At 59.2% G+C, this 23,932-nt stretch carries 25 protein-coding genes; 15 read left to right on the top strand and 10 right to left on the bottom strand.

Annotated features, from left to right (window positions below):
- Positions 1-12: 12 nt before the first annotated feature.
- The 10 genes from NXC24_RS34875 to NXC24_RS34835 are packed head-to-tail and all read right to left on the bottom strand — an operon-like array spanning position 13 to position 7,779.
- Complete coding sequence (locus NXC24_RS34875; protein ID WP_158704622.1) at positions 13-909, bottom strand: SMP-30/gluconolactonase/LRE family protein; 897 nt, start codon at positions 907-909, stop codon at positions 13-15.
- An 11-nt stretch (positions 910-920) separates the two neighbouring features.
- Complete coding sequence (locus tag NXC24_RS34870) at positions 921-1,817, bottom strand: SMP-30/gluconolactonase/LRE family protein (protein WP_158704621.1); 897 nt, start codon at positions 1,815-1,817, stop codon at positions 921-923.
- On the bottom strand, positions 1,814-2,668 hold the full coding sequence (locus NXC24_RS34865; protein WP_104827788.1) for an ABC transporter permease: 855 nt from the start codon (positions 2,666-2,668) through the stop codon (positions 1,814-1,816). The genes NXC24_RS34870 and NXC24_RS34865 overlap by 4 nt, the downstream gene beginning before the upstream one ends.
- Entirely contained in the window at positions 2,665-3,681 is a 1,017-nt protein-coding gene (locus NXC24_RS34860) for an ABC transporter permease (protein ID WP_245464135.1), read from the bottom strand. The genes NXC24_RS34865 and NXC24_RS34860 overlap by 4 nt, the downstream gene beginning before the upstream one ends.
- 5 nt (positions 3,682-3,686) lie before the next feature.
- Positions 3,687-4,001 carry an isochorismatase family cysteine hydrolase gene (locus tag NXC24_RS34855; protein WP_104827787.1) on the bottom strand — a complete coding sequence of 105 codons (315 nt, stop codon included), beginning with the start codon at positions 3,999-4,001 and terminating at the stop codon, positions 3,687-3,689.
- 34 nt (positions 4,002-4,035) lie between these two features.
- A complete protein-coding gene (locus NXC24_RS34850; RefSeq protein WP_104827786.1) occupies positions 4,036-4,248 on the bottom strand; it encodes an isochorismatase family protein in 213 nt (70 codons plus the stop codon).
- 8 nt (positions 4,249-4,256) lie between these two features.
- Positions 4,257-5,144, bottom strand: a complete 888-nt coding sequence (locus NXC24_RS34845; RefSeq protein ID WP_158704620.1) for an SMP-30/gluconolactonase/LRE family protein — start codon at positions 5,142-5,144, stop codon at positions 4,257-4,259.
- Positions 5,137-5,433 carry a hypothetical protein gene (locus NXC24_RS35385; protein WP_158704619.1) on the bottom strand — a complete coding sequence of 99 codons (297 nt, stop codon included), beginning with the start codon at positions 5,431-5,433 and terminating at the stop codon, positions 5,137-5,139. Before NXC24_RS35385 ends, NXC24_RS34845 begins: the two co-directional genes overlap by 8 nt.
- A 1-nt stretch (position 5,434) precedes the next feature.
- A complete protein-coding gene (locus NXC24_RS34840) occupies positions 5,435-6,211 on the bottom strand; it encodes an SDR family oxidoreductase (RefSeq protein WP_104827784.1) in 777 nt (258 codons plus the stop codon).
- Positions 6,208-7,779 (bottom strand): ABC transporter substrate-binding protein, encoded by a 1,572-nt coding sequence (locus tag NXC24_RS34835; protein WP_104827998.1) that lies wholly within the window; start codon positions 7,777-7,779, stop codon positions 6,208-6,210. The genes NXC24_RS34840 and NXC24_RS34835 overlap by 4 nt, the downstream gene beginning before the upstream one ends.
- 415 nt (positions 7,780-8,194) lie before the next feature.
- Here NXC24_RS34835 and NXC24_RS34830 point away from each other — a divergent pair, with 415 nt between their 5' ends.
- The 15 genes from NXC24_RS34830 to nuoD all read left to right on the top strand — a co-directional run bounded on the left by NXC24_RS34830 (position 8,195) and on the right by nuoD (position 23,928).
- Positions 8,195-9,199 carry a helix-turn-helix domain-containing protein gene (locus NXC24_RS34830; protein WP_158704618.1) on the top strand — a complete coding sequence of 335 codons (1,005 nt, stop codon included), beginning with the start codon at positions 8,195-8,197 and terminating at the stop codon, positions 9,197-9,199.
- Between the two features lie 353 nt (positions 9,200-9,552).
- Positions 9,553-10,635 (top strand): substrate-binding domain-containing protein, encoded by a 1,083-nt coding sequence (locus NXC24_RS34825; protein WP_104827782.1) that lies wholly within the window; start codon positions 9,553-9,555, stop codon positions 10,633-10,635.
- An 80-nt stretch (positions 10,636-10,715) separates the two neighbouring features.
- Positions 10,716-12,971 (top strand): ABC transporter permease, encoded by a 2,256-nt coding sequence (locus NXC24_RS34820; protein WP_104827781.1) that lies wholly within the window; start codon positions 10,716-10,718, stop codon positions 12,969-12,971.
- Positions 12,964-13,746, top strand: a complete 783-nt coding sequence (locus NXC24_RS34815; RefSeq protein ID WP_104827780.1) for an ATP-binding cassette domain-containing protein — start codon at positions 12,964-12,966, stop codon at positions 13,744-13,746. The genes NXC24_RS34820 and NXC24_RS34815 overlap by 8 nt, the downstream gene beginning before the upstream one ends.
- A 189-nt stretch (positions 13,747-13,935) precedes the next feature.
- Positions 13,936-14,436: an NADH-quinone oxidoreductase subunit J gene (locus NXC24_RS34810; RefSeq protein ID WP_104827779.1), complete on the top strand. Its 501-nt coding sequence runs from the start codon at positions 13,936-13,938 to the stop codon at positions 14,434-14,436.
- Positions 14,436-14,738: an NADH-quinone oxidoreductase subunit NuoK gene (nuoK, locus tag NXC24_RS34805; RefSeq protein ID WP_104827778.1), complete on the top strand. Its 303-nt coding sequence runs from the start codon at positions 14,436-14,438 to the stop codon at positions 14,736-14,738. Before NXC24_RS34810 ends, nuoK begins: the two co-directional genes overlap by 1 nt.
- 4 nt (positions 14,739-14,742) lie before the next feature.
- Positions 14,743-16,206: a monovalent cation/H+ antiporter subunit D family protein gene (locus NXC24_RS34800; protein WP_104827777.1), complete on the top strand. Its 1,464-nt coding sequence runs from the start codon at positions 14,743-14,745 to the stop codon at positions 16,204-16,206.
- Positions 16,203-16,457: a hypothetical protein gene (locus tag NXC24_RS34795; RefSeq protein WP_104827776.1), complete on the top strand. Its 255-nt coding sequence runs from the start codon at positions 16,203-16,205 to the stop codon at positions 16,455-16,457. The genes NXC24_RS34800 and NXC24_RS34795 overlap by 4 nt, the downstream gene beginning before the upstream one ends.
- A complete protein-coding gene (locus tag NXC24_RS34790; protein WP_104827775.1) occupies positions 16,450-18,225 on the top strand; it encodes a Na(+)/H(+) antiporter subunit D in 1,776 nt (591 codons plus the stop codon). The genes NXC24_RS34795 and NXC24_RS34790 overlap by 8 nt, the downstream gene beginning before the upstream one ends.
- An 8-nt stretch (positions 18,226-18,233) precedes the next feature.
- Positions 18,234-19,709, top strand: coding sequence for an NADH-quinone oxidoreductase subunit M (locus NXC24_RS34785; protein WP_104827774.1), 1,476 nt, complete (start codon positions 18,234-18,236; stop codon positions 19,707-19,709).
- Positions 19,706-21,145, top strand: coding sequence for an NADH-quinone oxidoreductase subunit N (locus tag NXC24_RS34780; protein WP_104827773.1), 1,440 nt, complete (start codon positions 19,706-19,708; stop codon positions 21,143-21,145). The genes NXC24_RS34785 and NXC24_RS34780 overlap by 4 nt, the downstream gene beginning before the upstream one ends.
- A gap of 150 nt (positions 21,146-21,295) precedes the next feature.
- Entirely contained in the window at positions 21,296-21,661 is a 366-nt protein-coding gene (locus NXC24_RS34775) for an NADH-quinone oxidoreductase subunit A (RefSeq protein WP_104827772.1), read from the top strand.
- On the top strand, positions 21,649-22,152 hold the full coding sequence (locus NXC24_RS34770; RefSeq protein WP_104827771.1) for an NADH-quinone oxidoreductase subunit B: 504 nt from the start codon (positions 21,649-21,651) through the stop codon (positions 22,150-22,152). Before NXC24_RS34775 ends, NXC24_RS34770 begins: the two co-directional genes overlap by 13 nt.
- Entirely contained in the window at positions 22,149-22,712 is a 564-nt protein-coding gene (locus NXC24_RS34765; protein WP_104827770.1) for an NADH-quinone oxidoreductase subunit C, read from the top strand. Before NXC24_RS34770 ends, NXC24_RS34765 begins: the two co-directional genes overlap by 4 nt.
- Position 22,713: 1 nt before the next feature.
- Complete coding sequence (gene nuoD, locus NXC24_RS34760) at positions 22,714-23,928, top strand: NADH dehydrogenase (quinone) subunit D (RefSeq protein ID WP_104827769.1); 1,215 nt, start codon at positions 22,714-22,716, stop codon at positions 23,926-23,928.
- Positions 23,929-23,932: the final 4 nt, after the last annotated feature.

Below are 23,932 nucleotides of genomic sequence, written 5' to 3'. Positions count from 1 at the left end.
CCTCTTCCACGATCATTGCAATGTGATCGCGCCGCGCGCGGTCGAAGCGCCCAGCCGTCCGGTGTGGAGCCTCAGCAGTTGGCCGACCATGTTGTCCGCATCGGCAGCCCGGAAGGCGGCGATCAAGAGACCGTCGCCGTCGAATGCGAGATGCATCGGGTGGCCAGGGACTGGATGGGATATCAGGCTGCTTCCGTCCGGGGCGACTTCATCGATCGAACTGGAACCGAAGGAAGCGATCCAAAGCGTCCCGTCCTCGCCGACGCGGATGCCGTGCGGCGTGTGGCCTTCAGGCAATTGAATGACGTCTTCGATCCTTCCGTCCTTGCGCAGGCGACGAACCCTGTCCGAATAAGCTTCCGTCCAGACGACGGCCCCATCCGCCTCGACCACAAGTCCGCAAGGGAATGTGCATCCCGTATTGACGAGAAGTTCCGCGCTGCCGTCCGGATTGATCGCGAAAATCCGGCCTTCGCCTTTCCGGTTCTCCTTCTCCCACTCCCAAATGTGGGAGTCCGCGACATAAAGCCGGCCGTCCGGTCCGAAAGCGATATCATGAGGAGAAACAAGAGGCACTCCGGCAACCTCGGTCAGGATGGTTTCGGCTTGATCCTGACCAGGCGATATCTTCTGTATGCAGGGTGCGATCTGGTCATCCGCCGCCCAGAAATTGCCGAGGACACCGCCCGTATGGGCGAGATAGAATGCGTCGTCGCTACCGCGAAGGATGGCAATCGGGCCACTTGTGACCCTGGAAATAACCTCCCGCCCACTCCGCAGCGAATAAGCGACGATCTCGCCAGTCATTACGTCGACCGTGAGGAAGCGTCCATCTTTCAGGGTGTCGCCGCCCTGCGGCATCTCACCGAAGTTCCGCTCCAGGATATGAACCGTGTTTTGATCGCTCATTTTGGTGTTCCTCATAACCTCATGAAGCCGCGCGTCATCGGCATGCCCTTGGCATCGACGCGCATGCGAAGTAAGCGGCCCGGTCGCAGCGAGTCCTCATCGCCGGGATCGACCGGCGATCCGAAATCGGTAACGTAGAGCCAGTCATCGACAAACGTGCAATTGACGGGTACGCCGCCGACTTCGATTTCCCTGAGCGTCCTGCCGTCGCGCGAAAGGACCGCGACAAGCCCTGCTTCGAACGTCGTGATCCAGAGATTTCCCTCGCTATCGATGGCAACACCCTCGGGGGTCTGGCCGGCGGGCAGGCGAGCGACGACTTCGCGTCGGCCATCGGGACGCAATCGTCCGATCACCCTCGTGTAGGATTCGAGCCAGATGATCGACCCGTCCGCTTCGCAGCCGATGCCGTTTGCGAAAACAGGTCCGAGATCAATGATCTTCTCGGCCAAGCCATCCGCGCTTACGGCGTGGATGGCGCTCGATTGTGTCGGATTGTCCGGTTCCCAGAGGCCGGAATCGGTGAAATACAACCGTCCGTCCCGTCCCCAGACCAGATCGTTGGGTGCGAAATATGGCTCGCCATTTGATGCCGAGCAAACCGACTGCACGACAGCGCCATCCGGCGAAATTCGTTGTATCGAAGGCATCTGCGGCCGCGGAAGGGCATGGCCGCCGTAATTGGCTCCACTTTGGGTGACATAGATCCAACCGTCGGAGCCGAGCGTGGAGCCGTAGGGAGCGCCACCTGTGGCGGCAAGCGTTACAACGGCTCGATCCGGATACCATACGCAAACCCGGCCGCTATCGGCCTCGACGAACAGGATACCGCCATCCCGCAAGACATCGGGACCTTCCGGATGGCCAAGGCCCTCAGCCAGAATTTCGATTTCCACGACCGCTGTCACAGCACGTCTCCGATACCGAGTATGTCGCTGACGGCATCCGTCAGTGAATTCACTGCCAGCGCGAAGAAGGCGATCATTGCGATCGGTGCGATAGTTCCCCACGGGGCGATCATCAGGCCGCTTCGGTTCTCGTTGACCATCAGGCCCCAATCGGCATTCGGCGGCTGAATGCCGAAACCGAGGAAGCTCAATCCCGCGATGATGCCGATGGACCAGGTCAGGAGCGCTCCGAATTGGACGATCAGCGGCGTTGTGACGTTGGGCAGGACTTCCTTGAGCAGAATTTTGTAGCGAGGCATCCCCACGAGCTCCGCCCAGGCGACATATTCCTGATGGATGACAGACAGCGCCACGCCGCGGCTAAGCCGCGTCACCGTCGGAAGCCAGCCTATGGCGACGACCACGACGATCAACGACGGATCGTGGCCGAGCATGGACAGAAACAATATGACGAGGACGATCAAGGGAAACGCCAGCAGAATGTCGTTAAACCAGCCAACTGCCGTGTCGACGAGCCCGCCTGCATAGGCCGCGAACAAGCCGAGGGCGGCACCGAAGACGATCGCGATGAGGCTTGCCAGCGTGGACATCCAGACAACCGACCGGCCTCCGCACAGAATTCGCGAGAATATGTCTTGCCCGAGGTAGTCGGTCCCGAGCCAGACACCGACGCCTGCCACGTCGAAGGGTATTCCGACAATATCAGATGGCTCGTGGGGTGCGAACAAAGGTCCGAGATATGCGATCGCCAGCAACAGAAACGTCGCCACAGCCGCACGGCGTACCCGCCCCGAGGCAAGCAGTTTCCGACAGAATCCGGTTCCGGTCGCGTCGTAGGATGGATTACTCATTTGCTCCACTCGATGGTTCGCAGGCGGGGTGTGAGCAGGATCGTCAGCAGATCCGCGACGATGTTGAAGATGACGACGCCGGTGGCGAAGATCAGGGTCACGGCCTGCAGGACCGGCAGGTCACGAAAGCGGACCGCATCATTCAGCAACCCTCCGAGACCGGGATAGTTGTAGATGTATTCGATGACGACAACGCCACCGAGGAGATAGCTGAGCATCAGGGCGCTTCCCTGCACCATCGGCACCAGGGCATTCGGAAGCGCATGCCGCCACACCACTCGCCGTTCGTTGATGCCGCGCAGCCGCGCCTGGACCACATATTCCGATTCAAGCGCCTCGATCATCGCGGCCCGCATTTGGCGTATGAGATAGGGCGCGGTGATCAGCACGCCGGTCAGCACGGGCAAGACGAGCTTGTAGGGATGTCCGAAGCCGTTTTGCCCCGGTGGAATCAGAGAAACGGCGGGAAAGATCTGGAAGACGAGCGTGGCGAGCGAAATCAGCAATATGGTGCCGATCACGAAATCCGGCAGCGCCATGAGGCTGAGAAAAACCAGCATTAGCGATCTGTCCACAATGCGGTTGCGCCAGACCGCCATTGCGACGCCCACAGCGATGGAAAGCGGAATGAGAATTGCCGCTGAGAAGATGAGAAGAGCCAGAGAATTGAGAAGCCGGGCTCCGATCAAGGAGACGACAGGCTGCTTTGCCGCAATCGAAACGCCAAGATCGCCCGTCAGGAGGCCGCCAAGCCAAGAGACGTATTGAACTGGCAACGGACGGTTCAGCCCGAGCTGTTCCCTCAGATTGGCCAGGAGTTCGGGTGTCGCCTGCCGGCCCAGAATGGTCTGTGCCGGATCCGAGGGCAACGCCTGGGTGGCTACAAAAATCAGAATGGAAACGACAAAAAGAACGAGGACGCCGCTCAACATCCTCCGGAACAGCCATTTGAGCTGTGCCGCTGCGTCTGAACTCGCCGGCATGCTTACGGTTCTTGCTTCGGCGTCAGACATTGGCTTCATCGCAGCGCACCAATCACCTCGTCGCAGGTCGCTATTTCGGCAAGCATGGACAGGCCGCCGCTCAATGCGATCTCGTGCATTTCAGCGCTTTGCGATGCTGTGCCATCACTGGCGATGATTACGCGATACCCGAGATCGCTCCCGTAGCGCGCGGTCGATTCGACCGAAAGATTAGTCCATGCGCCAGTCAAGACGAGGGTGTCGATCCCCATCGCCCTCAGCGTCTGGTCGAGATCGGTGCCGGCGAAAGCGCCCGCCCGCTGCTTCTCGATGACGATATCGCTAGGGCCTACCGAAAGCTCCGGCAGCATCTCCAGTCCAGGGGCGCCCGGCTGAAGATCGGGATCAGCGTGCCCTCAGGCCCCGTGGCCTGCGATGATGAATGAAGACGACGGCGACGTCTTTCTTGTTTGCTGCGTCACGCAGAGCGACAATATTGGCGACCAAATTCTGCTCGGTCGCGTGAGGTTGTGCATTTCCCTCCGGGCCGACGATGCAGACGTGCATGTCCAGAATGATCAGTGCCGTGCTGGCTGCGTCAATGTCTTGCAAACGCATGACTTTCCTCACATGTCGATCGTTGAGCGAAAAGCCGGCCAGGGGCGGGCATCGCATTGCACCGCTTGAATACGGCCGAGAAATTGTGGAGCCGGCTGGCTTTCGTCGAATGGCCCCAAGTCGGCAACGTAAAGTCGTCCGCCATGAAGTGTTCCGTTCAGCGGCAAACCACCGGTTGGAATGAAGCCGATGATTTCGCCGTTTGGCGTGATGATATCGAAGCCCGCGGCTTCCAGGGCAGCGACCCAGAAATTGCCATTCTCGTCGATTTTGAGCGACTCCGGCGTATGGCCGGGAGGCAAGGTGCAAACCTCAGCCGGCGAGCCTCCCTTTTTCATGCGCATGATCCGCCGAGTATAACATTCCGCCCAATAAACGGTCCCGTCCCCGGCAAGTGCGATTCCGCTCGGGAACACATGGCCGGTGTCGAGGATCAATTCGGCATGCCCGCGTGGCGAAATGGCAATGATGGCACCGGGTTCCGTATCTCCGTCGGGAGCCCATGTCCCTGAATCTGTCATATACAAGGATCCGTCCGGACCCCACGCCAGATCGTGAGGGGCAAGTAGAGGCCGTCCCCCCACTTCGCGGCAGATTTCCGTCACCTTGCCAGTGGACATGTCAAGGCATTCTAGTGCCGGTGGGCGTTGATGGTCGGCGCGCCAATCACCCGCCTGTCCGCCATTCTGCGTGAAATAGACCTGCAGGTCGCTTCCGAGCAGCACCGCATTTGGTCCTCCGCCGCAGCGATAAAGCTCGGACAGTCGTCCCGAGGCGCTGCACAGCATAAGACGGGACCTGTATGTTTCCGCGAAAATCACGGTGCCGTCGTCCATGACGTCAGGTCCTTGAGGATGCCCGAGCGACTCCGCAATCGTAGCCGCAAGTTCAGGCATCGACAGGCACTCCTGTTTCCATCGAAATGATTTCGACCTTGTCGTACCATTCCTCGAGCAGCGGATGGTTTTCGTCCACGGCCTCAAGCGATGCCGCGTCAGTCCACAAAACGACGTCGAGAAACGTGCCATCGGCCATCTGATAGAAGGCGTTGGAAATGAAGCCGGGTGTCTTTTCCCTCAAATCGCTGCAGAAGCGCGGGCGCATGGCCAGGATCGCGTCGGCCATGCCCTCTTTCGGGCGAATATGCACGACTTCGACCAGGCCGGTTTTCTCTGATGCTGTCATTTCATCCATCGATTACGTGGTTCATGATAGTTTGACCGCCATCCACCGTGATGGTCGATCCGGTGAGGAAGTCCGGGGCGTCCACCACCAGGAACCGGACCACTTTCGCAACTTCGTCAGGGTTAGCCGCGCGTGCCTGAGGGTTCATGACCGAGAGTGCGCCGGGGGGCAGGGATTCCACGAACTCTCCGATCATGGGCGTGTGAATCCAGCCCGGGGCGACAGAGTTCGCAACGATGCCGTCGGAGGACAGGTCGACTGCAAGGGACCGCACGAGCGCGTCGACGCCCGCTTTCGCCGCGCAATAATGCGCAAGACCCGGATCGGCGACACGCGCGCTGATCGAGGAGATGAACACCATGCGCCCATGCGTACCGGCGGCGAGAAAGGCCTTTGTCGAAGCCATGGCGATCAAGGCCGCGCCGCGAAGCACGGTGGCGTTCATGTCGTCCCAATCCTGCAACTTCATATCTTTGAAATTGGCGACATGAAGGGCAGCCGCTGCACTGACAACAGCGTCCAGACGGCCGTAAGCGCTTGCCGCGCGAACGAAAACCGCATCGACATCGGACGAGTTGGCGACGCTGCCGCTGACCGTTTCTATTTCCGCGTCGGCGACCGTGCTGAGGATGGAGTGCGCCGCCTCATCGAGTGTGCGTTGACGCCGGCCGTTGATGACAAGCCGATATCCGGCCAAGGCGAGTGACCTAGCACAAGCAAGGCCGATGCCGCTTCCGCCACCTGTCACGATCGCTACGGGCTTCCCGGTCCTCGTCATTGCTCTTCAATCCAGAGATCTGCGGACCGGTAGGTGGAGAAACCGGACACATCAGGTGCGATTCCAGCCACACCACGAGTGAAGTCGACTGAATTTTGGAAGCCCCAGATAATCGTGCCACCTTTTTGGTATTGGATTTCCTGCATACGATGGGCCATCGATGTCCGCTTTGCATCGTCTGCTTCAGCAAGCGCCTTGTAGAACAGGCCGGAGAATTCCTCGTCATTGAAATGCGAGAGATTGAGGCTCGAAGTCGGACCGTCCGCCTGCATCAGTGTGACGAAATAATTGTAGGGCGGCTGAAGGTTCGGAGAAAAGCTCCACTTTCCATACTGATCGCCATAGAATGCGGCGGAATCCACCTTGTTCAGCTTCACGTCGACGCCTGCCGATCGCGCCTGCGCAGCGTATAGTTCGGTCGAGGTGAGCACGCCGGAGCCGAGATCGCTGGTCGTCAATTCGACTTGAAGATTTTCGAATCCGGCCTGCTTGAGCAGGAACTTCGCCTTATCGGGATCGTGCTGACGCCGCGGCAAATCCTTATTGAACAAGGGGTCAAGAGGCGCATAGAGATCGTTAGCGATGCGGCCTTCGCCCAGATAGGCACCCTTAACCATGGCATCGCGATCAACGAGCAGTTTGAGTGCTTCGCGAACCCGCACATCGTCATAGGGCTTCTGGTCGACCCGCACGTTGAGTGGGATAAAGCTGACTGTCTCGCTGCGATTAATCTGGAGGCTGGTGTCCGCAGCGAGGACGCGGATCAACGGGAAGGATACGAAATCGGCCATGTTGATCTGGCCGCCCTGCAAGGCATTGATCCTTGCGGTTTCGTCGTTGAAATTGACATGCGTAATGCCGTCCACATAGGGACGTCCATCGCGCCAGTAGTTCTCGTTCCGCACCATGACGGATTGCTGGCCCGGCACAAAGCTTTGCAGTTTGAATGGACCGGTCCCGACTGGCTTTGCGAGGTCGAAGTCCGTCGGGACGATCGGCAAGGCAAGTGATGCGGCCTCCGGAAAACAAATCATGCCGGATTTGAGCTTGAAGCGCACCGTGCGCTCGTCGAGCTTCTTCGTTTCCTTCAGATCGAGCGTTGCCAGCAGACCGCCATATATGGCTCCCGTCGCCGGATCGAGGCAGCGCTGGGCACTGTAGATGACATCGTCGGCGCTCAGCGTCTTGCCGTGATGGAACTGAATTCCTTTCTTGAGACGGATTGTCCATTCGTCCAGCGTTGCGTTCGGTTCGCCCGATTCAATCAGCCACGGATCGATCGTATAAGCTGCGGAAGCCGACCATAATGTCTCGTAAAGTGCCGTGAACCGCGCGTAGTCCGCCGCCGAAAGCACCTTGAACGGATCGAGTGAATCGCCGGCGCTGCCGCCCTGAATACCGTGGATAAGCATGCCGCCGCGCTTTGGCGTTGCGGCCCGGGCCTCTGTGACAAGCGGATTTCCAAAATGATCGACGAAGGAGGTCCCGCCGGCGAGGGCAGCGCCCGCTAACGCCCCGGCTTTCAAGAAGTCGCGGCGCCCGTAATTCCCAGTCAAAAAATTCTTCATTTCCTCTCCCCCATATTATTCTCCCTCCCGGAGAATGCCGGCTCTCTGCCGGCCCTCGACTACATACGCAATGTGGCGTTGACCGCCGTTTCCTCGTCCTGCGCGCAGGACCGATGCACCGCATTTTCAAACAGCAGGCAAGCTGCCGCACAACGGCACGAGCGCGTCGGCTATGGATTGACCCGGATTTGCCTTAAATGCGGCTCGTTTCTCACGACTTGCGAGCGCGTTATTTGTCTCGCTTGCGCGTGCCGAATGGGGTTTCATTACGGCTATTTAAGACCAATCGTTTCATGTAAGCTTGGTCAAAAGTGACGGAAAATGCGGACTGTAGCGACAGATCGTGTTTTCAGTGGGCGTGTTGACCCAAATGCGGTCGCAGACCGACTGGTACGATAAACAGGATGTGCACATAATGTCGGATATCGGGGCTTTCGAAGCGGATTTGCGCAAGATGTGCGGCTACTTCGTCCTTTTGAGTGCCCGCAACAAAAAGGCTGAGGGCCAGGTATCGATCGAGATCGGCGCAGGCATCAGCTTCGTGGAGGTGTGCTCCAATCTCCAGCAGGCGTCGAGAAGTCGGCGGGAGATAAACCTCGATTTCAGAGATGATTTCTTCCTGATCATTCAGCGGGAAGGCAATGCTTTGGTAAGCCAGCATGAATTGTCTCACTGGCTGCAACCCGGGGACATGGTTCTCGTCGATAGCCTCGAACCTTCGGAATTCACCTTCTTCGGGGAATTCAACAAGCTCTGCTTTGTCATGTTGCCTCGCGGCGATGTCTTGGGCAAGGCGTTAGGCGGATCGGTGGTCGGCGGAAATTTTCTTCCACGGCTGGATCCGATCAACGGCGCGATCTCTGCAATGCTTCAGAAAATGAGGCAGACGACATCATCGGAAAACGGGCTCGATAGCCTGCTGCGTGATGCCCTTCTTAGCGTTTTGACCATCATGCTTCGCGAGACGCCAGACCGCGAGCAGGAGTACAAGAGCCCTGCGGGCAATGGCATGGATCACGCTCTCAGAATAAGCCGGCAATATATCAATAGCCGCTATCGTGATCCCGACTTCAAGATAAGGGAAATGGCAGACACGCTACGCCTGTCGATGCGGCAGGTTCAACGTAGCTTCGCCTCGTTGGGAACGACGCCGACGAAGTATTTGCTGATAAAGCGGCTTGAGCATGCGAGAAAGGAAATAGACCAGATTATCGCGGGAAGGCGGGTCGAACTCATATCCACAATTGCCTTCGAGGCCGGCTTCTCAGATCTTTCTTACTTTCAGCGAACATTCCGAAGAGCGTTCGGAAATACGCCGCGGGACTACCTCTCCGGTATCGCCGAAAGGGTTCATATCGATCTGGACGCCTCCCTCAACCATGATGGATCGGGTTCAGTTAAAGTCACATTGGTCGCGTGAGGGACCAGCGAGTTGCTGTTGGCGGCATACGAACCCAAACGAGCCTTCGCGCAGCGGCGAACTCCGCTCGGATTCTTCGGCTTGGGCTCGCCCGTCAGATCCTAAATCGGATCGGGGAACGCGGTCGGAACTGACCTGCCAGAAACTTTTCCAGGCTTGCCGACCCGTCGAATTCCGCCAAAAACGATCATCGGGTGTTTTCGGAGCGAACAAATTCGCCAATACGATGAGTTGACCGTTTACTTGCATCAGAATTGCGAAGAATATTAGCAAATGGGAAAAAGCCTTCGGCCCCATTCCCGATAAATTGCGCCCGAACGGCTTTTCTCCCTCGGTTCAAGGGAGGACCAATCATGAGGCGGATTTTGCTGTACACGGTATCGGCCGCGGCACTATCACTTGGCATCTCGCATGCATTTGCGCAGTCCGGCAGCGTCGAGAAGGCGGTTGGCGGCTACAATTTCGCTGAAGCCGCCAAGGAAGATCCCGGCACGAAGAATTTCCATTCGGCTGATGGTCATTTGACCTTCGCAATTGTAACGCACACAGCGGGCAACGGCTTTTTTGACCCTGTCTATGTCGGCGCGACCGTTGCCGGCAACATGATCGGGGCCAAGATATTGCTGCTGGGTTCGGAATCGCCCGTGGACGATCCCGCCCGCGAGATCGAGATCCTCAACCAGATCGTTCAAGATCCGACCATTGACGGGATTATCATGACGACGCCGCAGGTCGGCGCCTATAATGATATCGTCAAGGCTGCCGAAGCGGCTGGTATCCCAGTTGCCACAACCAACTCGTTCGATGCGAACCTCTTGGACCGGAGCAGCATAAGCCATACCGGTCAGGATGCGTCGGCGGCGGCAATCGGCGGTGAGGCGCTCGCAAAATGCGTGCTCGCAAGCGGAGCGACCAGCGGCTCGATTGTCCTGCCGTCCTCCACTGCGATGGGCAACATCGAGGTGAACAATCGCGTGACCGCCGCTTTCAACGCCATCGTCAAGACGCTGAAGGACGCCGGTAAGCTCGACGCCTTCAAGGTTGACGCGGGTCCGGAGAATGTCGGCATCGACACCAACCCGAACGATCCGGTCAACGCACTTGTTTCGCTTTTCGAATCCCGCGGCGACGTGGTCGGCGCCTTCACAGCCAACAACGTCTTTACGCCACCGCTCGTCAAGGCAGTGGCTCAGATGGGGCGGACCGGCAAGTTCTGCAGTTTTGGTTTCGATCTCGGCCCGGCGCAGCAGGAAGGTATTGCCGCTGGAAATCTGACCGGCTCGCTGGGACAGCAACCTTTCCTGCAGGGCTTCTGGCCTGTCATGCAGCTCTATCTGCAAATTGATCGTGGCATTGCGGCCGCCAATCTCGACACGCGAGCCCAGCTCGTGACGAAGGACACGGTCGCAAAGGTTGGCAAGCGCTTCGAAAACTAAGCCGCTCGAAGCATCTGGAGAATGCGGGAGGGCACAAGCCCTCCCGCAACGCGGGTGGCAAGGATTGGTCGGTAGAAATCATGGCGCTTACTGCGACGACATCGCTGGGCCGTGCGCCACCTCAGCTCGCTGGTGGCTGGGAGGTCGGGCTGTTGATCTTCCTTGCGTTGCTCTATCTTGGCGGCACTCTCGTCAATCCGGCGTTTTTCGGATCAACCGAAGCCCTGCATGCGCTTCTCCGTGACACTTCCCGTGTGGGGATCATCGCGGTAGGAATGACGTTTGTGATCGCCAACAGGGATCTCGATCTTTCGGTCGGATCGACATATGGCCTGGTCGCTGTCGTCTTTGCCAGACTCTTTGCCCCGAACTTTCTCGATTTCAGCGTTACGACGTCGGTGATCCTCTGTGTGCTGCTGGGCACGGCCATTGGCTTGATCAACGGCGCGTTTGTTACGATCCTGAAGGTACCTGCGTTCATAGCGACATTGACAATGCTTTTCATCGGTCGTGGCTTCGTGCTCGCGTTCACACATGGACAGGCGATCTACTATTCCGACAAGGCGAAAGACCATCCGCTGCTCTTCCACCTGGGGGAGACAAATGCTTTGGGGTTCAACAACCAGATTGCGATCTTCTTCCTCATCGCTGCCATCGGGGCCTATGTGCTTGCCGGGACCCGCTGGGGTTACGAGACTTTCGCCACCGGGGGAAACGAACAAGCGGCAGTCTATGCCGGCATTCGCACGCGCTGGGTGCGCATTCGCGCATATCTGCTCTCGTCGCTTTGCGCCACACTTGCCGCTCTCCTGTCGGCTGCGCAGGACAAGGGCGTGACGCCTCTCTACGGCGTAAGCTGGGAGCTCACCGTCATAGCATCTGTCATTATTGGTGGTGCGTCGATCCTTGGTGGGCGCGGGCGGGTCATCGGATCGTGTCTTGGCACTGCGGTCGTCGTCCTGATCGACAAGGTCTTGCGTGAAGGCTGGCCGATCACGCGGACTGTCGTTATCGACGGTGAAAGCATTGCCGTCGGCGCCAAGTTCACGCTGCCCGCGGGTGCGGTGCTGGTTTTTCTAGGTCTGCTTCTTGTTATCGCCGTGCTTGTTGAGCCTATCCTCATTCGCCGGCAGATCGCGGGCCGGCTTTGGGCGTGGCTTCGCGGTAGGCCGCCGCCGCCCGCTTATGAAATGGGTGGCGTGGCACTTGAGGGCGTCCAGACCAAGGGAGCTATGGCGACCGATACGGCACTGTCTGCGACGGGACTCGGCAAATTTCTCGCCCGACGCGACGCTCTCGCGATTATCCTCACAATCGTGTTGTGGCTGACGGGCCTTGCACTAAGGCCGGATTACTGGTGGTACCTGTCCAACACCTTTGCCATCCTGCTCAACTACACGGAGCTGGCAATCATTACAGTCGGTCTCACCTACGTCATCGCGGCCGGCGACATCGATCTCTCCGTCGGTGCGGTGCTCGCCTTGGCCGGCAGCACCGCAGCCTATTTCTTGAAGGTGCTGGGTGCCGATCCGCTCACCGCAGTTACCATGGCCTTGCTGGTGGGGATGGTCGCCGGACTCGTCAACGCCGTCGTGACAATCGGCTTCAAACTCCCCGCCTTCATAGCCACGCTCGGCATGTTTTACATTGCACGCGGCATGGCCGCCTGGTTTGTCGCCGGACAACAATTGACCGGCTGGCCGGAAGGTTACAATCTTCTTGGTCGAAAAATGAATGACGTTCTCCTCCATTTCGGCCTTACGTTGCCGCAGGGGATCATTCGCACGGTGGCTGAGGTCGTCAGCGTCCAGACGATCTGGATGTTTTTCGTCGCCATCATCGCCGGCATCGTGCTTGCCTACACACCGTTCGGGCTGAAGGTCTGTGCCGCCGGCGGCAACGTCCGTGCCGCTGCCTACGCCGGCATCAACACGAACCGGGTACGCTTCATCTCCCTTTTGCTGGCCGCGCTCTGCGCAACGATGGCCGGCATTATCAACGTCGCATACTTCCGCAGCTTCAATCCGGTCGCCGGCCAGTTCCGTGAGCTTGACGCCATAGCGTCGGTCATCATTGGCGGCGGATCAATCTTCGGCGGTTATGGCACGGTGATCGGTTCGCTGGCGGGCGCGGCTGTTATCACGCTCGTTCGGGCGCTCCTTCAGCTCAACGTTCAGGGGTTCAGCATGCCGCAGCACTGGATCAATGTCTTCATCGGCGTCATCCTCATTGTCGCGGTGCTGATCGATATATGGGTGCGCCAGGCCAATATCTTCGGACGCCTGCGAGCGCGCCTCGCAAGGCGCGCGCGAACAGAGGAAGGCATCCATGGCTGACGAGATAACACTACAGCCGATTGTGGAAATGCGAGGCGTCGAAAAGGCTTTCGGAGCTGTGCAGGCGCTCCGCAAAGTCGACCTGGTGCTCTATCCCGGGGAAATTCTTGGCCTGGTCGGTGACAACTCCGCCGGCAAATCCACTCTGATGAAAATCCTGACCGGTGCCTATCAACGGGATGCGGGTGAAATCCTTGTTGCCGGTCAAGCGGTGCACTTCAAGAGCCCGCATGAGAGCCGCGATGTCGGCATTGAAATGATCTATCAGGACTTCGCGCTTTGCGGGAACATGGACGTCGGTCAAAACATCTTTCTCGGCCGTTGGCCGCTCAAGGGCCCCTTCGTCAACCGCCGGAAGATGTATGCGGAAGCCGATGGCGTGCTGAAACGGCTCAAAGTCGACGTCAACTCCGTCTATCAAAAGGTTGAGAGCCTGTCGGGCGGCCGTCAGCAATCCGTGGCGATTGCCCGGGCGATCTCGTTCGACCCGCGCGTCGTAATTCTCGACGAGCCGACCGCCAACCTCTCCGTGATGGCGACCGAACGGCTGCTCGAAACCATGCTCGAGTTGAAGAAACAAGGCGTTGCTCAGATCATCATCTCGCACCGCCTGGTCGATATTTTCGCTGTGGGTGATCGCGTTATGGTCCTCAAGCGCGGTGAATATGTCGGCGACCGCTACATCAAAAACACTGACGAGCACGAAGTCTTGGAGATAATTGTTTCCGGCACGCGGGAGACTGCGCTGACAGCCGATGAGGCAAGAAATACCTGATCGGCCACCTTATAGACCTTCGGAGGTGTTTTCATCACATTCGGACCGGCTTGGTTGCTCCGCTAGCGACAACAATCTTGTGAAAAACCTAATACTAGGGCACAATTTGTGAATGCACCTGAAGTGCGGAGCTAACTCGAATCCGGCCATCTCGCGCCGAGTGAGAGCTCGCGTGGGAGGGTCGCGTCGATGGATCAGGGGTTCTTTCTTCTGTTCGCTACGGTGTCCGTGATCGCGGCCCTGATGGTCGTCGTGGCGCGCAATCCGGTTCACAGCGCATTGGCGCTGATGGCGTGTTTCCTGCAGGTTTCCGCAATTTTCGTCTTGCTCGGGGCGCCGTTGCTCGCGGCCATCCAGATCTTCGTCTATGTCGGCGCGATCATGGTCCTGTTCCTATTCGTGATCATGATGATTGATGTGCGCGAAGCGGTGTTGCAGCGGTTCTTGCCGGGTGGCAATCTGCCGGCTCTGGTGCTGCTCGTTCTGCTTGGCGTCGAGATGCTCGTGCTGGTTCTCCGGAGCCCGCGCTTTTTGGCCACGGAGCCCGTCGTTGCGCGTGGCGGCGATGAGATTAGGCAGCTCAGCACGACACTTTTTTCCGACTATCTTCTGCCGTTTGAAGTCGCCTCTGTCATTCTGCTGGCGGCACTGATCGGGGCTATCGTTCTGGCGCGGAAGGAGTCGAGCTGATGGTTCCGCTCTGGTGGTATATTTTGCTCGCAGTGATCCTCTTCGTGATCGGAGCAGCGGGCGTGCTGCTCAGGCGCAATATTCTGGTCGTGCTGATGTCGCTGGAACTACTGCTCAACTCGGTCAACATCAACTTCATCGCTTTTGGACGTCAATACGACGATTTCCGCGGGCAGATCTTCGCGATCTTCGTCATTGCAATTACCGCGGCGGAGGTTGCCGTCGCCCTCGGTATCCTGGTCGCCCTTGTGAGGAACAAATCCACCCTCAAGGTCGACGACGTTACCATGATGAAAGGATAGCGGCTTGGACCCGGTGATATCGATCCGGCCACTGCTTGCCGTCGCCGTCCCAGGCCTGGCGGCCCTAATAATTCTGCTTCTGAACAACCGCGAGAAACTCCGCGATATCGTATCGCCAATAGCAGCAATTGTTCTGTTTGCGATTGTCGCTTCAATGGCGCCGACGGTGCTGGCGGGCGGGACCGTCGACTTGCGCCTGTTCGAAATCTTGCCGGGGGTCGAGTTCGCTTTCCGGGCCGACGCGCTCGGCATGGTGTTCGCCACTATCTCGTCGCTTTTATGGATCGTGGCCGCATTCTATTCCATCGGCTATATGCGGCACTTGAACGAACATGCGCAGACCCGCTTCTTCGCCTGCTTCGCCACCAGCCTCGCGGCGGCTGTCGGGGGTGCCTTCGCCGCCAATCTGTTCACCTTGGTCATCTTCTACGAGGTGCTCAGCCTCGTTACCTATCCGCTTGTCTATCACCACGAGGATGAAGAGGGGTGGAGGGGTGCCCACAAATATCTCGTCTATTTGATGGGAGCCTCGAAAAGCGTCCTGCTCGCCGCGCTGGCACTGACCTACTCCATTGCGGGATCGCTCGATTTTAGGGAGGGCGGGCTGTTGGCGGGCGTCAATGCCTCGGCGGCGCTGCTGACGATCGTCTATTTCTGCTATCTCTTCGGCTTCGCCAAGGCCGCGGTGATGCCGATGCACGCCTGGCTGCCTGCCGCGATGGTGGCGCCGACGCCGGTCAGCGCGCTCTTGCATGCCGTGGCCGTGGTCAAGATGGGCGTGTTTTGCCTGCTGCGAGTGGTGTTTCATGTCTTTGGCGTCAAGTTGGTCGGGGAGCTCGGCCTCGGCATCGCCACGGCCTATCTGGTCTCGTTTACGATCCTCATGGCGTCGATCTATGCCCTGACGCGAGACGACCTTAAGGCGAGGCTCGCCTATTCGACAGTTAGCCAGCTCTCCTACATCGTGTTGGGTGCGGTTCTGCTGTCGCCGGTCGCGATGGTTGGCGGCATTATCCACATGGCTGCCCACGCATTCTCGAAGATCACACTGTTTTTCTGCGCGGGGTCGATCTATTGCGCGTCCGGTAAGCGCAACATCAGCGACATGGCGGGCATCGGCCGCAGGTTGCCATGGACGATGGGCGCATTTTTCATCGCTTCGCTGAGCATGATCGGGATACCGCCGACCGCGGGCTTCATCAGCAAGTGGTATCTGACTTTGGGGTCCGTGGAGGCAGGGCAGATCGCGTTCCTGGCCGTGCTCCTGGTGAGCTCGATCCTGAATGCTGCCTACTTCCTGCCAGTCAGCTATGCCGCCTTTTTCGGGGCGGAGGCGGAGGAAAACCCGGCGACGATCCGTGAAATCCCTATGGTCACGATCCCGCTCGTCGCGACCGCCATCCTGTCGGTGCTGATGGGCATCTTTCCCGGCTATTTCCTTACCCTGGCCGACGGAGTGGTCAAATGATCAAGCGTGTCATCGACTTCTTTGGTGACGAGGAATATGCGAGGCGCCGGCGCCGGCTATTCTATCTCGTGCTCATTCTGATCGTCGCGGCTGACTTTCTGGTCTCTCACGAACATGCCGAATATCTGTGGGACCGCCTGCCTGGCTGGTCCGCCGTCTACGGCTTCGGCTCCTGCATACTGATCATCTTCGTTTCCAAGTTTCTCGGCCATCGGGCCGGGCTGATGCGGCGCGAGGATTATTATGACTGACTTCATCCATCCGGCTTTGCTCTTCATTCTGGGCGCTCTACCGATCCCGTTCCTCAGCGGGTCGATCCGCAAGGCCTATTTGCTCGTAATCCCGGCGCTTGCGATCCTCGCCGTGCTGGCGATGCAGCCGGGTAGCTATGGCGAGATGCGGTTCATCGGGCAGGAAATCCTGATCGCGAAGGTCGACAAGCTGAGCATCGTCTTCGCTACCGTTTTCACCATCATGGCGCTGATCGGCATGGTCTATGCGCTGCACCTGACGGATGCTGGTCAGCACGTGGCGGCCTTCATCTATGTTGGCGGGGCGCTCGGCGTGGTGTTCGCCGGTGATTACCTGACCCTCTACATGTTCTGGGAGGCCATGGCATTCGCTTCCGCCTACCTGGTCTTCGCGCAGCGCGGCGGGCCGGCGATCCGGGCAGGGTTCCGGTATCTCATGGTTCATATCACCGGCGGTGTCGTTCTGCTCGGCGGCATCATTCTCCATGGTCTCGCCACCGGCTCGCTGCTCTTTGGCCCGATGGAGTGGGGGCCGATCGACGGTGGAATGGGCGTGGGCGCCTATCTGATCCTCGCCGGGTTCATCCTTAACGCAGCGGTGCCGCCACTCAATGCCTGGCTGACCGATGCCTATCCGGAAGCGACCGTCACCGGGGCGGTGTTCATGAGCGCCTTCACCACCAAGACCGCCGTCTATGCCCTGGCGCGGGCGTTTCCAGGCACCGAGCTTCTTGTTTGGCTCGGCACGGCAATGGCGCTTTACGGTGTCATCTACGCGGTGCTGGAGAACGACTGCCGCCGGCTTCTGGCCTATCATATCGTCAGCCAGGTGGGCTACATGGTGGCGGGCATCGGCATCGGGACGGAGATGGCCGTGAATGGGGCCACCAGCCACGCCTTCGCGCATATCCTCTACAAGGCCCTGCTCTTCATGGGAGCCGGCGCAGTGATCTATGTTACCGGGCGGCGCAAGCTCACCGAGCTTGGCGGCCTCTACAAGAGCATGCCGCTTACCGTGGCACTCTACATGGTCGGCGCTTTCGCGATCTCGGCGTTTCCGTTCTTCTCGGGCTTTGTGACCAAGTCGATGGTGATAGCCGCCGCTGGAGCGGATCATCGGGCGCTGGTAGTGCTGGCGCTGACGATGGCGTCGTCTGGAACGTTCCTGCACACCGGGCTCAAGCTGCCGTATTATATGTTTTTCGGCACGGATCGGAAAATCGAGGCGCGGGAGGCGCCACGCAACATGCTGGTTGCAATGGCCATGGCGGCAGTGCTCTGCATTGGGATCGGAGTGTTCCCCCAGCCGCTCTATGCGCTTCTGCCTTATCCGGTCGACTTTGAACCCTACACAGGCCTCCATGTCACTGAGAGCCTCGGCCTCTTGATGTTCACCGCCCTGGGATTTGTGCTGTTCCTCAAGGCGCTCGATCCCGAGAACACGATCAGCATCGATACTGATTGGTTCTATCGCAAGGGCGCTCGGCTCTTCATGTGGCTCGCCGAAAAACCACTGGCGCGCTACGAGAAGGCGGTGAGCGACGTGTCCGAGACCGCAGCCCTGCCCTTCCTGCATGGAGCGGCGCGATCGGGACTGCAGATCGATCTCAGCGGGGTGGATGCCGCCGTGAACGGCGTTGCTCGCTCGATTCTGCGTGGTGGCGGGGCGCTGCGGCGGCTCCAGACCGGGGTCGTCACCCATTATGCGCTGGCGATGATCGTCGGTGTGATCGCAGCTACCGTCGTCTTCGCCGTGGTGTGGCGGTAGGGGGTGCGATGGGATTCCCGCTTCTTAGCCTGATCGTATTCACGCCCGCCGCGGGTGCTGCGGTTCTGATGTTTCTGCGCGGCGATGAAGCGGCGCGCTGGACGGCGCTTACCGTCACCATTCTCGACCTTGCTCTCTGCATCGTCATGCTTGCGAACTTTGACACCACCAGCCACGCGATGCAGTTCACCGAGACGCGCCTGTGGGTGCCCGCAATCGGGATCAGCTATGCGCTTGGGATCGACGGAATCAGCGCGCTCTTCGTGTTCCTGACTGCGCTGTTGGGCTCAATCTGCGTACTCGCCTCGTGGGTCGCGATCGACCGCAAGGTTAAGGGGTTCATGGCCAGTCTCCTGGTCATGCAGGCTCTTATGCTGGGGGTGTTCTGCGCGCTCGACCTCTTCTTGTTCTACGTCTTCTGGGAGGCCATGCTGATCCCGATGTATTTGATCATCGGCGTCTGGGGCGGCGACGGCCGGATCTATGCAGCGTTCAAATTCTTCCTCTACACGCTGGCGGGCAGCCTTCTGTTCCTGATCGGTGTCATCGTGCTCTATCTCCAGGGCGGCAAGACCTTCGACATCCTTGCGCTCACAGCACAGGATTTGCCGTTCCGGCTCCAGTCCTGGCTATTCTTCGCCTTCCTGATCGCCTTCGCGGTCAAGGTGCCGATGGTCCCGCTTCATACTTGGCTGCCCGACGCTCATGTGCAGGCGCCGACGGCGGGCAGCATCATCCTTGCCGGCGTGCTCTTGAAGATGGGCGCCTATGGGTTCCTGCGGTTCTCGCTGCCGATGCTGCCGCAGGCGTCGGTGTATTATGGGCCGCTGATGCTGGGGCTTTCGGCGCTTGCGATCGTCTATGGCGGGTTGCTTGCGCTGGCGCAGGACGATCTGAAGAAGCTGGTGGCCTATTCCAGCATCAGCCACATGGGCTTCGTGACGCTGGGAATTTTTTCGCTGAACCTTCGTGGGCTCGAGGGCGGCATTCTGCAAATGTTCAATCATGGCATAACGACGGGTGCGTTGTTCCTGTTCGTCGGCCTGATCTACGAGCGAACACATACTCGCAGCATCGCGGATTATGGCGGGCTGATGAAGGTGGCGCCCGTTTACACAGCGTTTCTCGCGCTGTTCACCCTGTCATCAATGGCGCTGCCGGGAACGAATTCGTTCGTGGGCGAGTTGCTGGTGCTGTCGGGCGGGTTTGCGACCAACCTGGCGGCCGGCGCGGCCGCTGTTTTGGGCGCATTGCTGGGTGCCGCCTATCTGCTTGGCATGTATGGGAAAGTCGCGCTCGGTCCGCCCAGCGTCGGCATCCGGTTCAAGATACGCGATGTGAATGCCCGCGAAGTGGCTGCGATCTTGCCGCTCGCCGTCTTTGTTCTTTGGGTCGGGCTCTACCCGAAACCTTTTCTCAACATCATAGACGTGTCGGTAAAGCATCTGCTGGCGCACGTACACGGTGAGGGGAATGGCCAATGACCGACGCCGCGCTTTTCCAGTCGATCCTGGCGAGCATACCCGAGATCGTGGTGGTCACCGGAGCCTGCGTCCTGCTGATCCTGGGACAGTTTGTGCGAAAGGAGCAGGAATATTTCCTTGTCTGGGCTTCCGTCGTGGTCGTGCTGATCGCCGCCCTGGCGACACTCATGCTGGCGAGCGAGGTGCGGCCGGCCTATGCAGGCATGTTCATCGCCGACCGCTTCGCGGTCTTTTTCAAGTTCGTGTTCTACCTAGCCACTATCCTGACATTCCTCCTTTCACGAAAATATGCCGATATCGAAGGGATCGGCAGCAGCGAATACTATGTCCTGCTGCTCTTCGCGCTTTCGGGAATGATGATCATGGCCTCGGCGACCGATCTCCTGTCGATCTATGTGGGGCTCGAACTGATGGTGCTTTGCACCTATGTGCTGACCGGGTTCCTGCGCCAGCAGCGTCGGTCGAACGAAGCGGCGCTTAAATATGTGATCCTCGGCTCGGTCTCGACCGGGATTTTCCTTTTCGGCGTTTCCCTTGTCTATGGGCTCACCGGCACGACGCAGCTAGACGGGATGGCTGCGGCAGTGACCGGTAATCCGCTTGACCCCGGATTACTGCTGGCGGTGGTTTTCATCGTCGCGGGGCTGGTCTTCAAAGTCGGCGCGGTCCCGTTCCATATGTGGGTGCCGGACGTTTACGAAGGCGCGCCGACGACGATCACGGCTTTCATGTCGGTTGGCCCCAAGGCTGCGGGGTTCGCGGTGATCCTGCGCGTGTTCCTCAATCCGCTCGTTGCAGCCTCGAATGTTTGGATCATCGTTGCGGTCATTGCGGTGGCGACGATGGCGCTCGGCAGTTTCGTGGCGCTGGTGCAGGATAATTTCAAGCGCCTCCTGGCCTATTCCAGCATCGCCCATGCCGGGTTCGCGATTTTTGGCGTGGCGGCAGGCGGCCCGGACGGCATCGCCAGCGTGATGCTCTACCTATTGATTTATTCTTTCATGAATCTCGGCATCTTCGGCACCGTCATCATGATGCGGAATGGCGATTTTTCGGGCGAAGTCATCGAAGACTATGCGGGGTTGGCCAAGTCGCATCCGGGGCTGGCACTTCTGATGCTGCTCTATCTCTTCTCGCTGGCCGGCATTCCGCCCACGGCCGGGTTCTTCGCCAAGTTCTACGTGCTGGTCGCGCTCGTCGAGCGAGGTTTCGTCATGCTGGCGGTGATCGCAGTGCTGCTGAGCGCCGTTGCCGCCTACTTCTACATCCGCATCGTCATGGTGATCTATATGCGCGAGCCAGGGAGGGCCTTCGCCCCGGCGCTGACGCCATTGGTGCGCGCCACGCTCGCCTTCACCGCCGCCGGTACAATCGGTATCGGCCTATTTCCATCGTGGTTTCTGAGGCTTGCCCAGCATTCGGTGTTTGGCGGTTGATCAATTGGATTTGCAATGACCCGCCCGACGGAATAAACTGACAATTCAAGAAAGGATTGCCCAAGCCGCTTTCCGGAGCGACGCTTACCGGTCCAAACGAGGTCGGTTTGCCGAGGAAAGCCTCCAAGTGGGTAACCGGTGCAGTGTGCTATGACTGCAATGGAATTCTTGCCGGTTCTTTTCATGGTCGCCGGAGTCGTTCTGGTGGCGGGGCTGACGCTTTTCGTCTCCTCGCTACTGCGCCCATCCAATCCCTATCCCGCGAAGAACATGCCCTATGAATGTGGGATGGACGCGGCGGGGGAGGCGGCCGGTGGCCGTTTCAGGGTGCCGTTTTTTATTCTTGCAATCCTGCTGGTCGTCTTCGATGTCGAAGCAATGTTCCTCTTTCCCTGGGCTGTCGTCCTGAAAGAGATCGGGCTGGTCGGCTATGTCGAGATGTTCGTCTTCATGTTGCTGCTTCTTGTGGGCTTCGCCTACGCCTGGCTGAAGGGAGCGCTGGAATGGGAGGCGTAAACAATGCGATCCGCGACAGCGTGCTTTTCACAACGGCCGACAGCATTATTAGCTGGAGTCGAAGGTCGGCGCTGTGGCCCGAGACTTTCGGAATTGCCTGCTGCGCCATCGAGATGATTTCGGCGGGTTGCGCTCGCTATGATCTTGACCGCTTCGGCGTGGTGTTCCGTCCTTCGCCTCGACAGTCCGATGTGATGATCATCGCGGGTACTGTGACCCGGAAATTCGCGCCCGTCGTGCGGCGGCTTTATGACCAGATGCCGGAACCGCGCTGGGTGATCGCAATGGGTACCTGCGCTATTTCAGGCGGGGTCTACAACACCTACGCCGTGGTGCAGGGGTCGGAAACCTTCGTGCCCGTCGACGTGCATGTGCCCGGCTGTCCACCGCGGCCGGAGGCGCTGATGCATGGCTTCCTCCTGCTTCAGGAGAAGATCAAGAGGTCCCGCGCGCTGGCCGGAACGCCCCTGGACCGGGTTGCAACGTCATGAGCGTGAAGCAGCCTCTCAATCCCGCCCTGATCATGGAGCGTTTCGGAGAAGCAATCGAGGATCTCGGCGTCGCCCACGGCATTCATGCCTTTGCTGTCCCACCTGCCGCGATCGTCGAGTTCTGCCGATTCCTGAAAGAACATCCGGCGCTGCAGTTCAATTTTCTTTCGGACATCTGCGGAGTCGATCATTATCCCGAAACGCCGCGGTTCGAAGCGGTTTACCACCTCTATTCGCTATCCAACAGGTGGCGAGTTCGCATCAAATGCCGGCTTGGCGACCCACCGCAGCTTCCCTCGGTCACAGGCGTCTGGCGCACGGCCAACTGGCATGAGCGCGAGGCCTGGGACATGTATGGCATCAGGTTCGAGGGGCATCCCGACCTGCGCCGGATCTACATGTGGGAGGGCTTCGCGGGGTTTCCCCAGCGCAAGGATTTTCCCCTGCGCGGATACAAGGACAAGCTGAATCCCTTTGGTGCCGAAGGCCCGCCGCCAACGCAGCCGGACCTCGCCACCAGGGACATTCCACAGGGGGTCCGTTCTACGCCGGAAAGTTGAGATGACCGAAGTCACCGAGCTCAGCAGGCCAGAGGGCGAAGCGCTCAATACCAGGGAAGTGCTTCTCAATCTCGGCCCGCAGCACCCCAGCACTCATGGGGTTCTCAGACTCGTCCTTGAGCTGGATGGCGAGTGCGTCGAGCGCGTAGACCCGCATATCGGCTACCTCCATCGCGGGACCGAAAAGCTGGCGGAGAGCTTCACCTATACCCAGATTTTCCCGCTGACGGATCGGCTCGACTATCTCTGCCCGCCCTCGAACAATCTGGCCTTTGCACTGGCGGTGGAGAAACTCCTCGGCATAGAAGCACCGTTCAGGGCGCAGTATGTCCGCGTGATGATGGCCGAGCTGGCGCGGATATCCGGTCATCTCCTGATCACTGGCGCGTTGCCGATGGACCTCGGCGCCATGACCGCGCTCCTTTACGCCATGCGCGAACGCGAAATGATCATGGACCTGATGGAAATGATTACCGGTGCACGCATGCACACCTCCTTCTGCAGGGTCGGCGGGTTGCGCGAGGACCTGCCTGACGGCTTCCTGCCCAAGATCAGGGAGTTCTGCGACATCTTCCCGAACCGTATCCGCGACTATGAGCGGTTGCTCGAGAAAAATAGGGTGTTCCTCAAGCGCACCGAAGGAGTTGGCGTGATCTCCGCCGAGGACGCTATCGATCTCGGCTTGAGTGGCCCGAACCTGCGCGCTTCCGGAGTCGACTGGGACATCCGGCGCGACGAACCCTATGAAATTTATGACCGGCTCGATTTCAACGTCATCACCCGCAGCGAGGGCGATTGTTACGCACGCTGGAGGTGTCGGGTCGATGAGATGCGCGAAAGCATCCGGATTATCGAGCAATGCATCGAGCAGATGCCCGAGGGGCCGTTCCAGATCGACATGCCGACCATCGCCTTCCCGATGGATAAGGATCGGGTGCACTGTTCGATGGAGGCGCTCATCCAGCATTTCGACCTGTCTGCTTACGGCTTCAAGGTGCCGAAGGGCGAGGTCTATTCGGCGATCGAAGCGCCGAAGGGCGAACTCGGCTTCTACATCATCAGCGACGGGTCACCAAAGCCATTCCGCATGAAGGTGCGAGCACCCTCCTTCGTCAACCTTCAGGCACTTTTCGGGGTCACCAACGCTCGTTACCTGGCGGACATGATCGCCGTGCTGGGCAGCCTCGACCCCGTGATGGCGGAGGTGGACAAGTAGCAGG

The sequence above is a fragment of the Rhizobium sp. NXC24 genome (assembly GCF_002944315.1).
In the GTDB taxonomy this organism is placed as follows: domain Bacteria; phylum Pseudomonadota; class Alphaproteobacteria; order Rhizobiales; family Rhizobiaceae; genus Rhizobium.
Note: the sequence above shows the minus strand (reverse complement) of the source record. Positions and strands in the feature narration are given on the sequence as shown.

Bases quoted from the DNA above. Each gene is read 5' to 3' on its own strand.
- NXC24_RS34875 (WP_158704622.1), bottom strand. From the start codon at position 909: ATGAGCGATCAAAACACGGTTCATATCCTGGAGCGGAACTTCGGTGAG.
- NXC24_RS34865 (WP_104827788.1), bottom strand. From the start codon at position 2,668: ATGAGTAATCCATCCTACGACGCGACCGGAACCGGATTCTGTCGGAAA.
- NXC24_RS34860 (WP_245464135.1), bottom strand. From the start codon at position 3,681: ATGTCTGACGCCGAAGCAAGAACCGTAAGCATGCCGGCGAGTTCAGAC.
- NXC24_RS34855 (WP_104827787.1), bottom strand. From the start codon at position 4,001: ATGCTGCCGGAGCTTTCGGTAGGCCCTAGCGATATCGTCATCGAGAAG.
- NXC24_RS34850 (WP_104827786.1), bottom strand. From the start codon at position 4,248: ATGCGTTTGCAAGACATTGACGCAGCCAGCACGGCACTGATCATTCTG.
- NXC24_RS34845 (WP_158704620.1), bottom strand. From the start codon at position 5,144: ATGCCTGAACTTGCGGCTACGATTGCGGAGTCGCTCGGGCATCCTCAA.
- NXC24_RS35385 (WP_158704619.1), bottom strand. From the start codon at position 5,433: ATGACAGCATCAGAGAAAACCGGCCTGGTCGAAGTCGTGCATATTCGC.
- NXC24_RS34840 (WP_104827784.1), bottom strand. From the start codon at position 6,211: ATGACGAGGACCGGGAAGCCCGTAGCGATCGTGACAGGTGGCGGAAGC.
- NXC24_RS34835 (WP_104827998.1), bottom strand. From the start codon at position 7,779: ATGAAGAATTTTTTGACTGGGAATTACGGGCGCCGCGACTTCTTGAAA.
- NXC24_RS34830 (WP_158704618.1), top strand. From the start codon at position 8,195: ATGTCGGATATCGGGGCTTTCGAAGCGGATTTGCGCAAGATGTGCGGC.
- NXC24_RS34825 (WP_104827782.1), top strand. From the start codon at position 9,553: ATGAGGCGGATTTTGCTGTACACGGTATCGGCCGCGGCACTATCACTT.
- NXC24_RS34820 (WP_104827781.1), top strand. From the start codon at position 10,716: ATGGCGCTTACTGCGACGACATCGCTGGGCCGTGCGCCACCTCAGCTC.
- NXC24_RS34815 (WP_104827780.1), top strand. From the start codon at position 12,964: ATGGCTGACGAGATAACACTACAGCCGATTGTGGAAATGCGAGGCGTC.
- NXC24_RS34810 (WP_104827779.1), top strand. From the start codon at position 13,936: ATGGATCAGGGGTTCTTTCTTCTGTTCGCTACGGTGTCCGTGATCGCG.
- nuoK (WP_104827778.1), top strand. From the start codon at position 14,436: ATGGTTCCGCTCTGGTGGTATATTTTGCTCGCAGTGATCCTCTTCGTG.
- NXC24_RS34795 (WP_104827776.1), top strand. From the start codon at position 16,203: ATGATCAAGCGTGTCATCGACTTCTTTGGTGACGAGGAATATGCGAGG.
- NXC24_RS34790 (WP_104827775.1), top strand. From the start codon at position 16,450: ATGACTGACTTCATCCATCCGGCTTTGCTCTTCATTCTGGGCGCTCTA.
- NXC24_RS34785 (WP_104827774.1), top strand. From the start codon at position 18,234: ATGGGATTCCCGCTTCTTAGCCTGATCGTATTCACGCCCGCCGCGGGT.
- NXC24_RS34780 (WP_104827773.1), top strand. From the start codon at position 19,706: ATGACCGACGCCGCGCTTTTCCAGTCGATCCTGGCGAGCATACCCGAG.
- NXC24_RS34775 (WP_104827772.1), top strand. From the start codon at position 21,296: ATGACTGCAATGGAATTCTTGCCGGTTCTTTTCATGGTCGCCGGAGTC.
- NXC24_RS34770 (WP_104827771.1), top strand. From the start codon at position 21,649: ATGGGAGGCGTAAACAATGCGATCCGCGACAGCGTGCTTTTCACAACG.
- NXC24_RS34765 (WP_104827770.1), top strand. From the start codon at position 22,149: ATGAGCGTGAAGCAGCCTCTCAATCCCGCCCTGATCATGGAGCGTTTC.
- nuoD (WP_104827769.1), top strand. From the start codon at position 22,714: ATGACCGAAGTCACCGAGCTCAGCAGGCCAGAGGGCGAAGCGCTCAAT.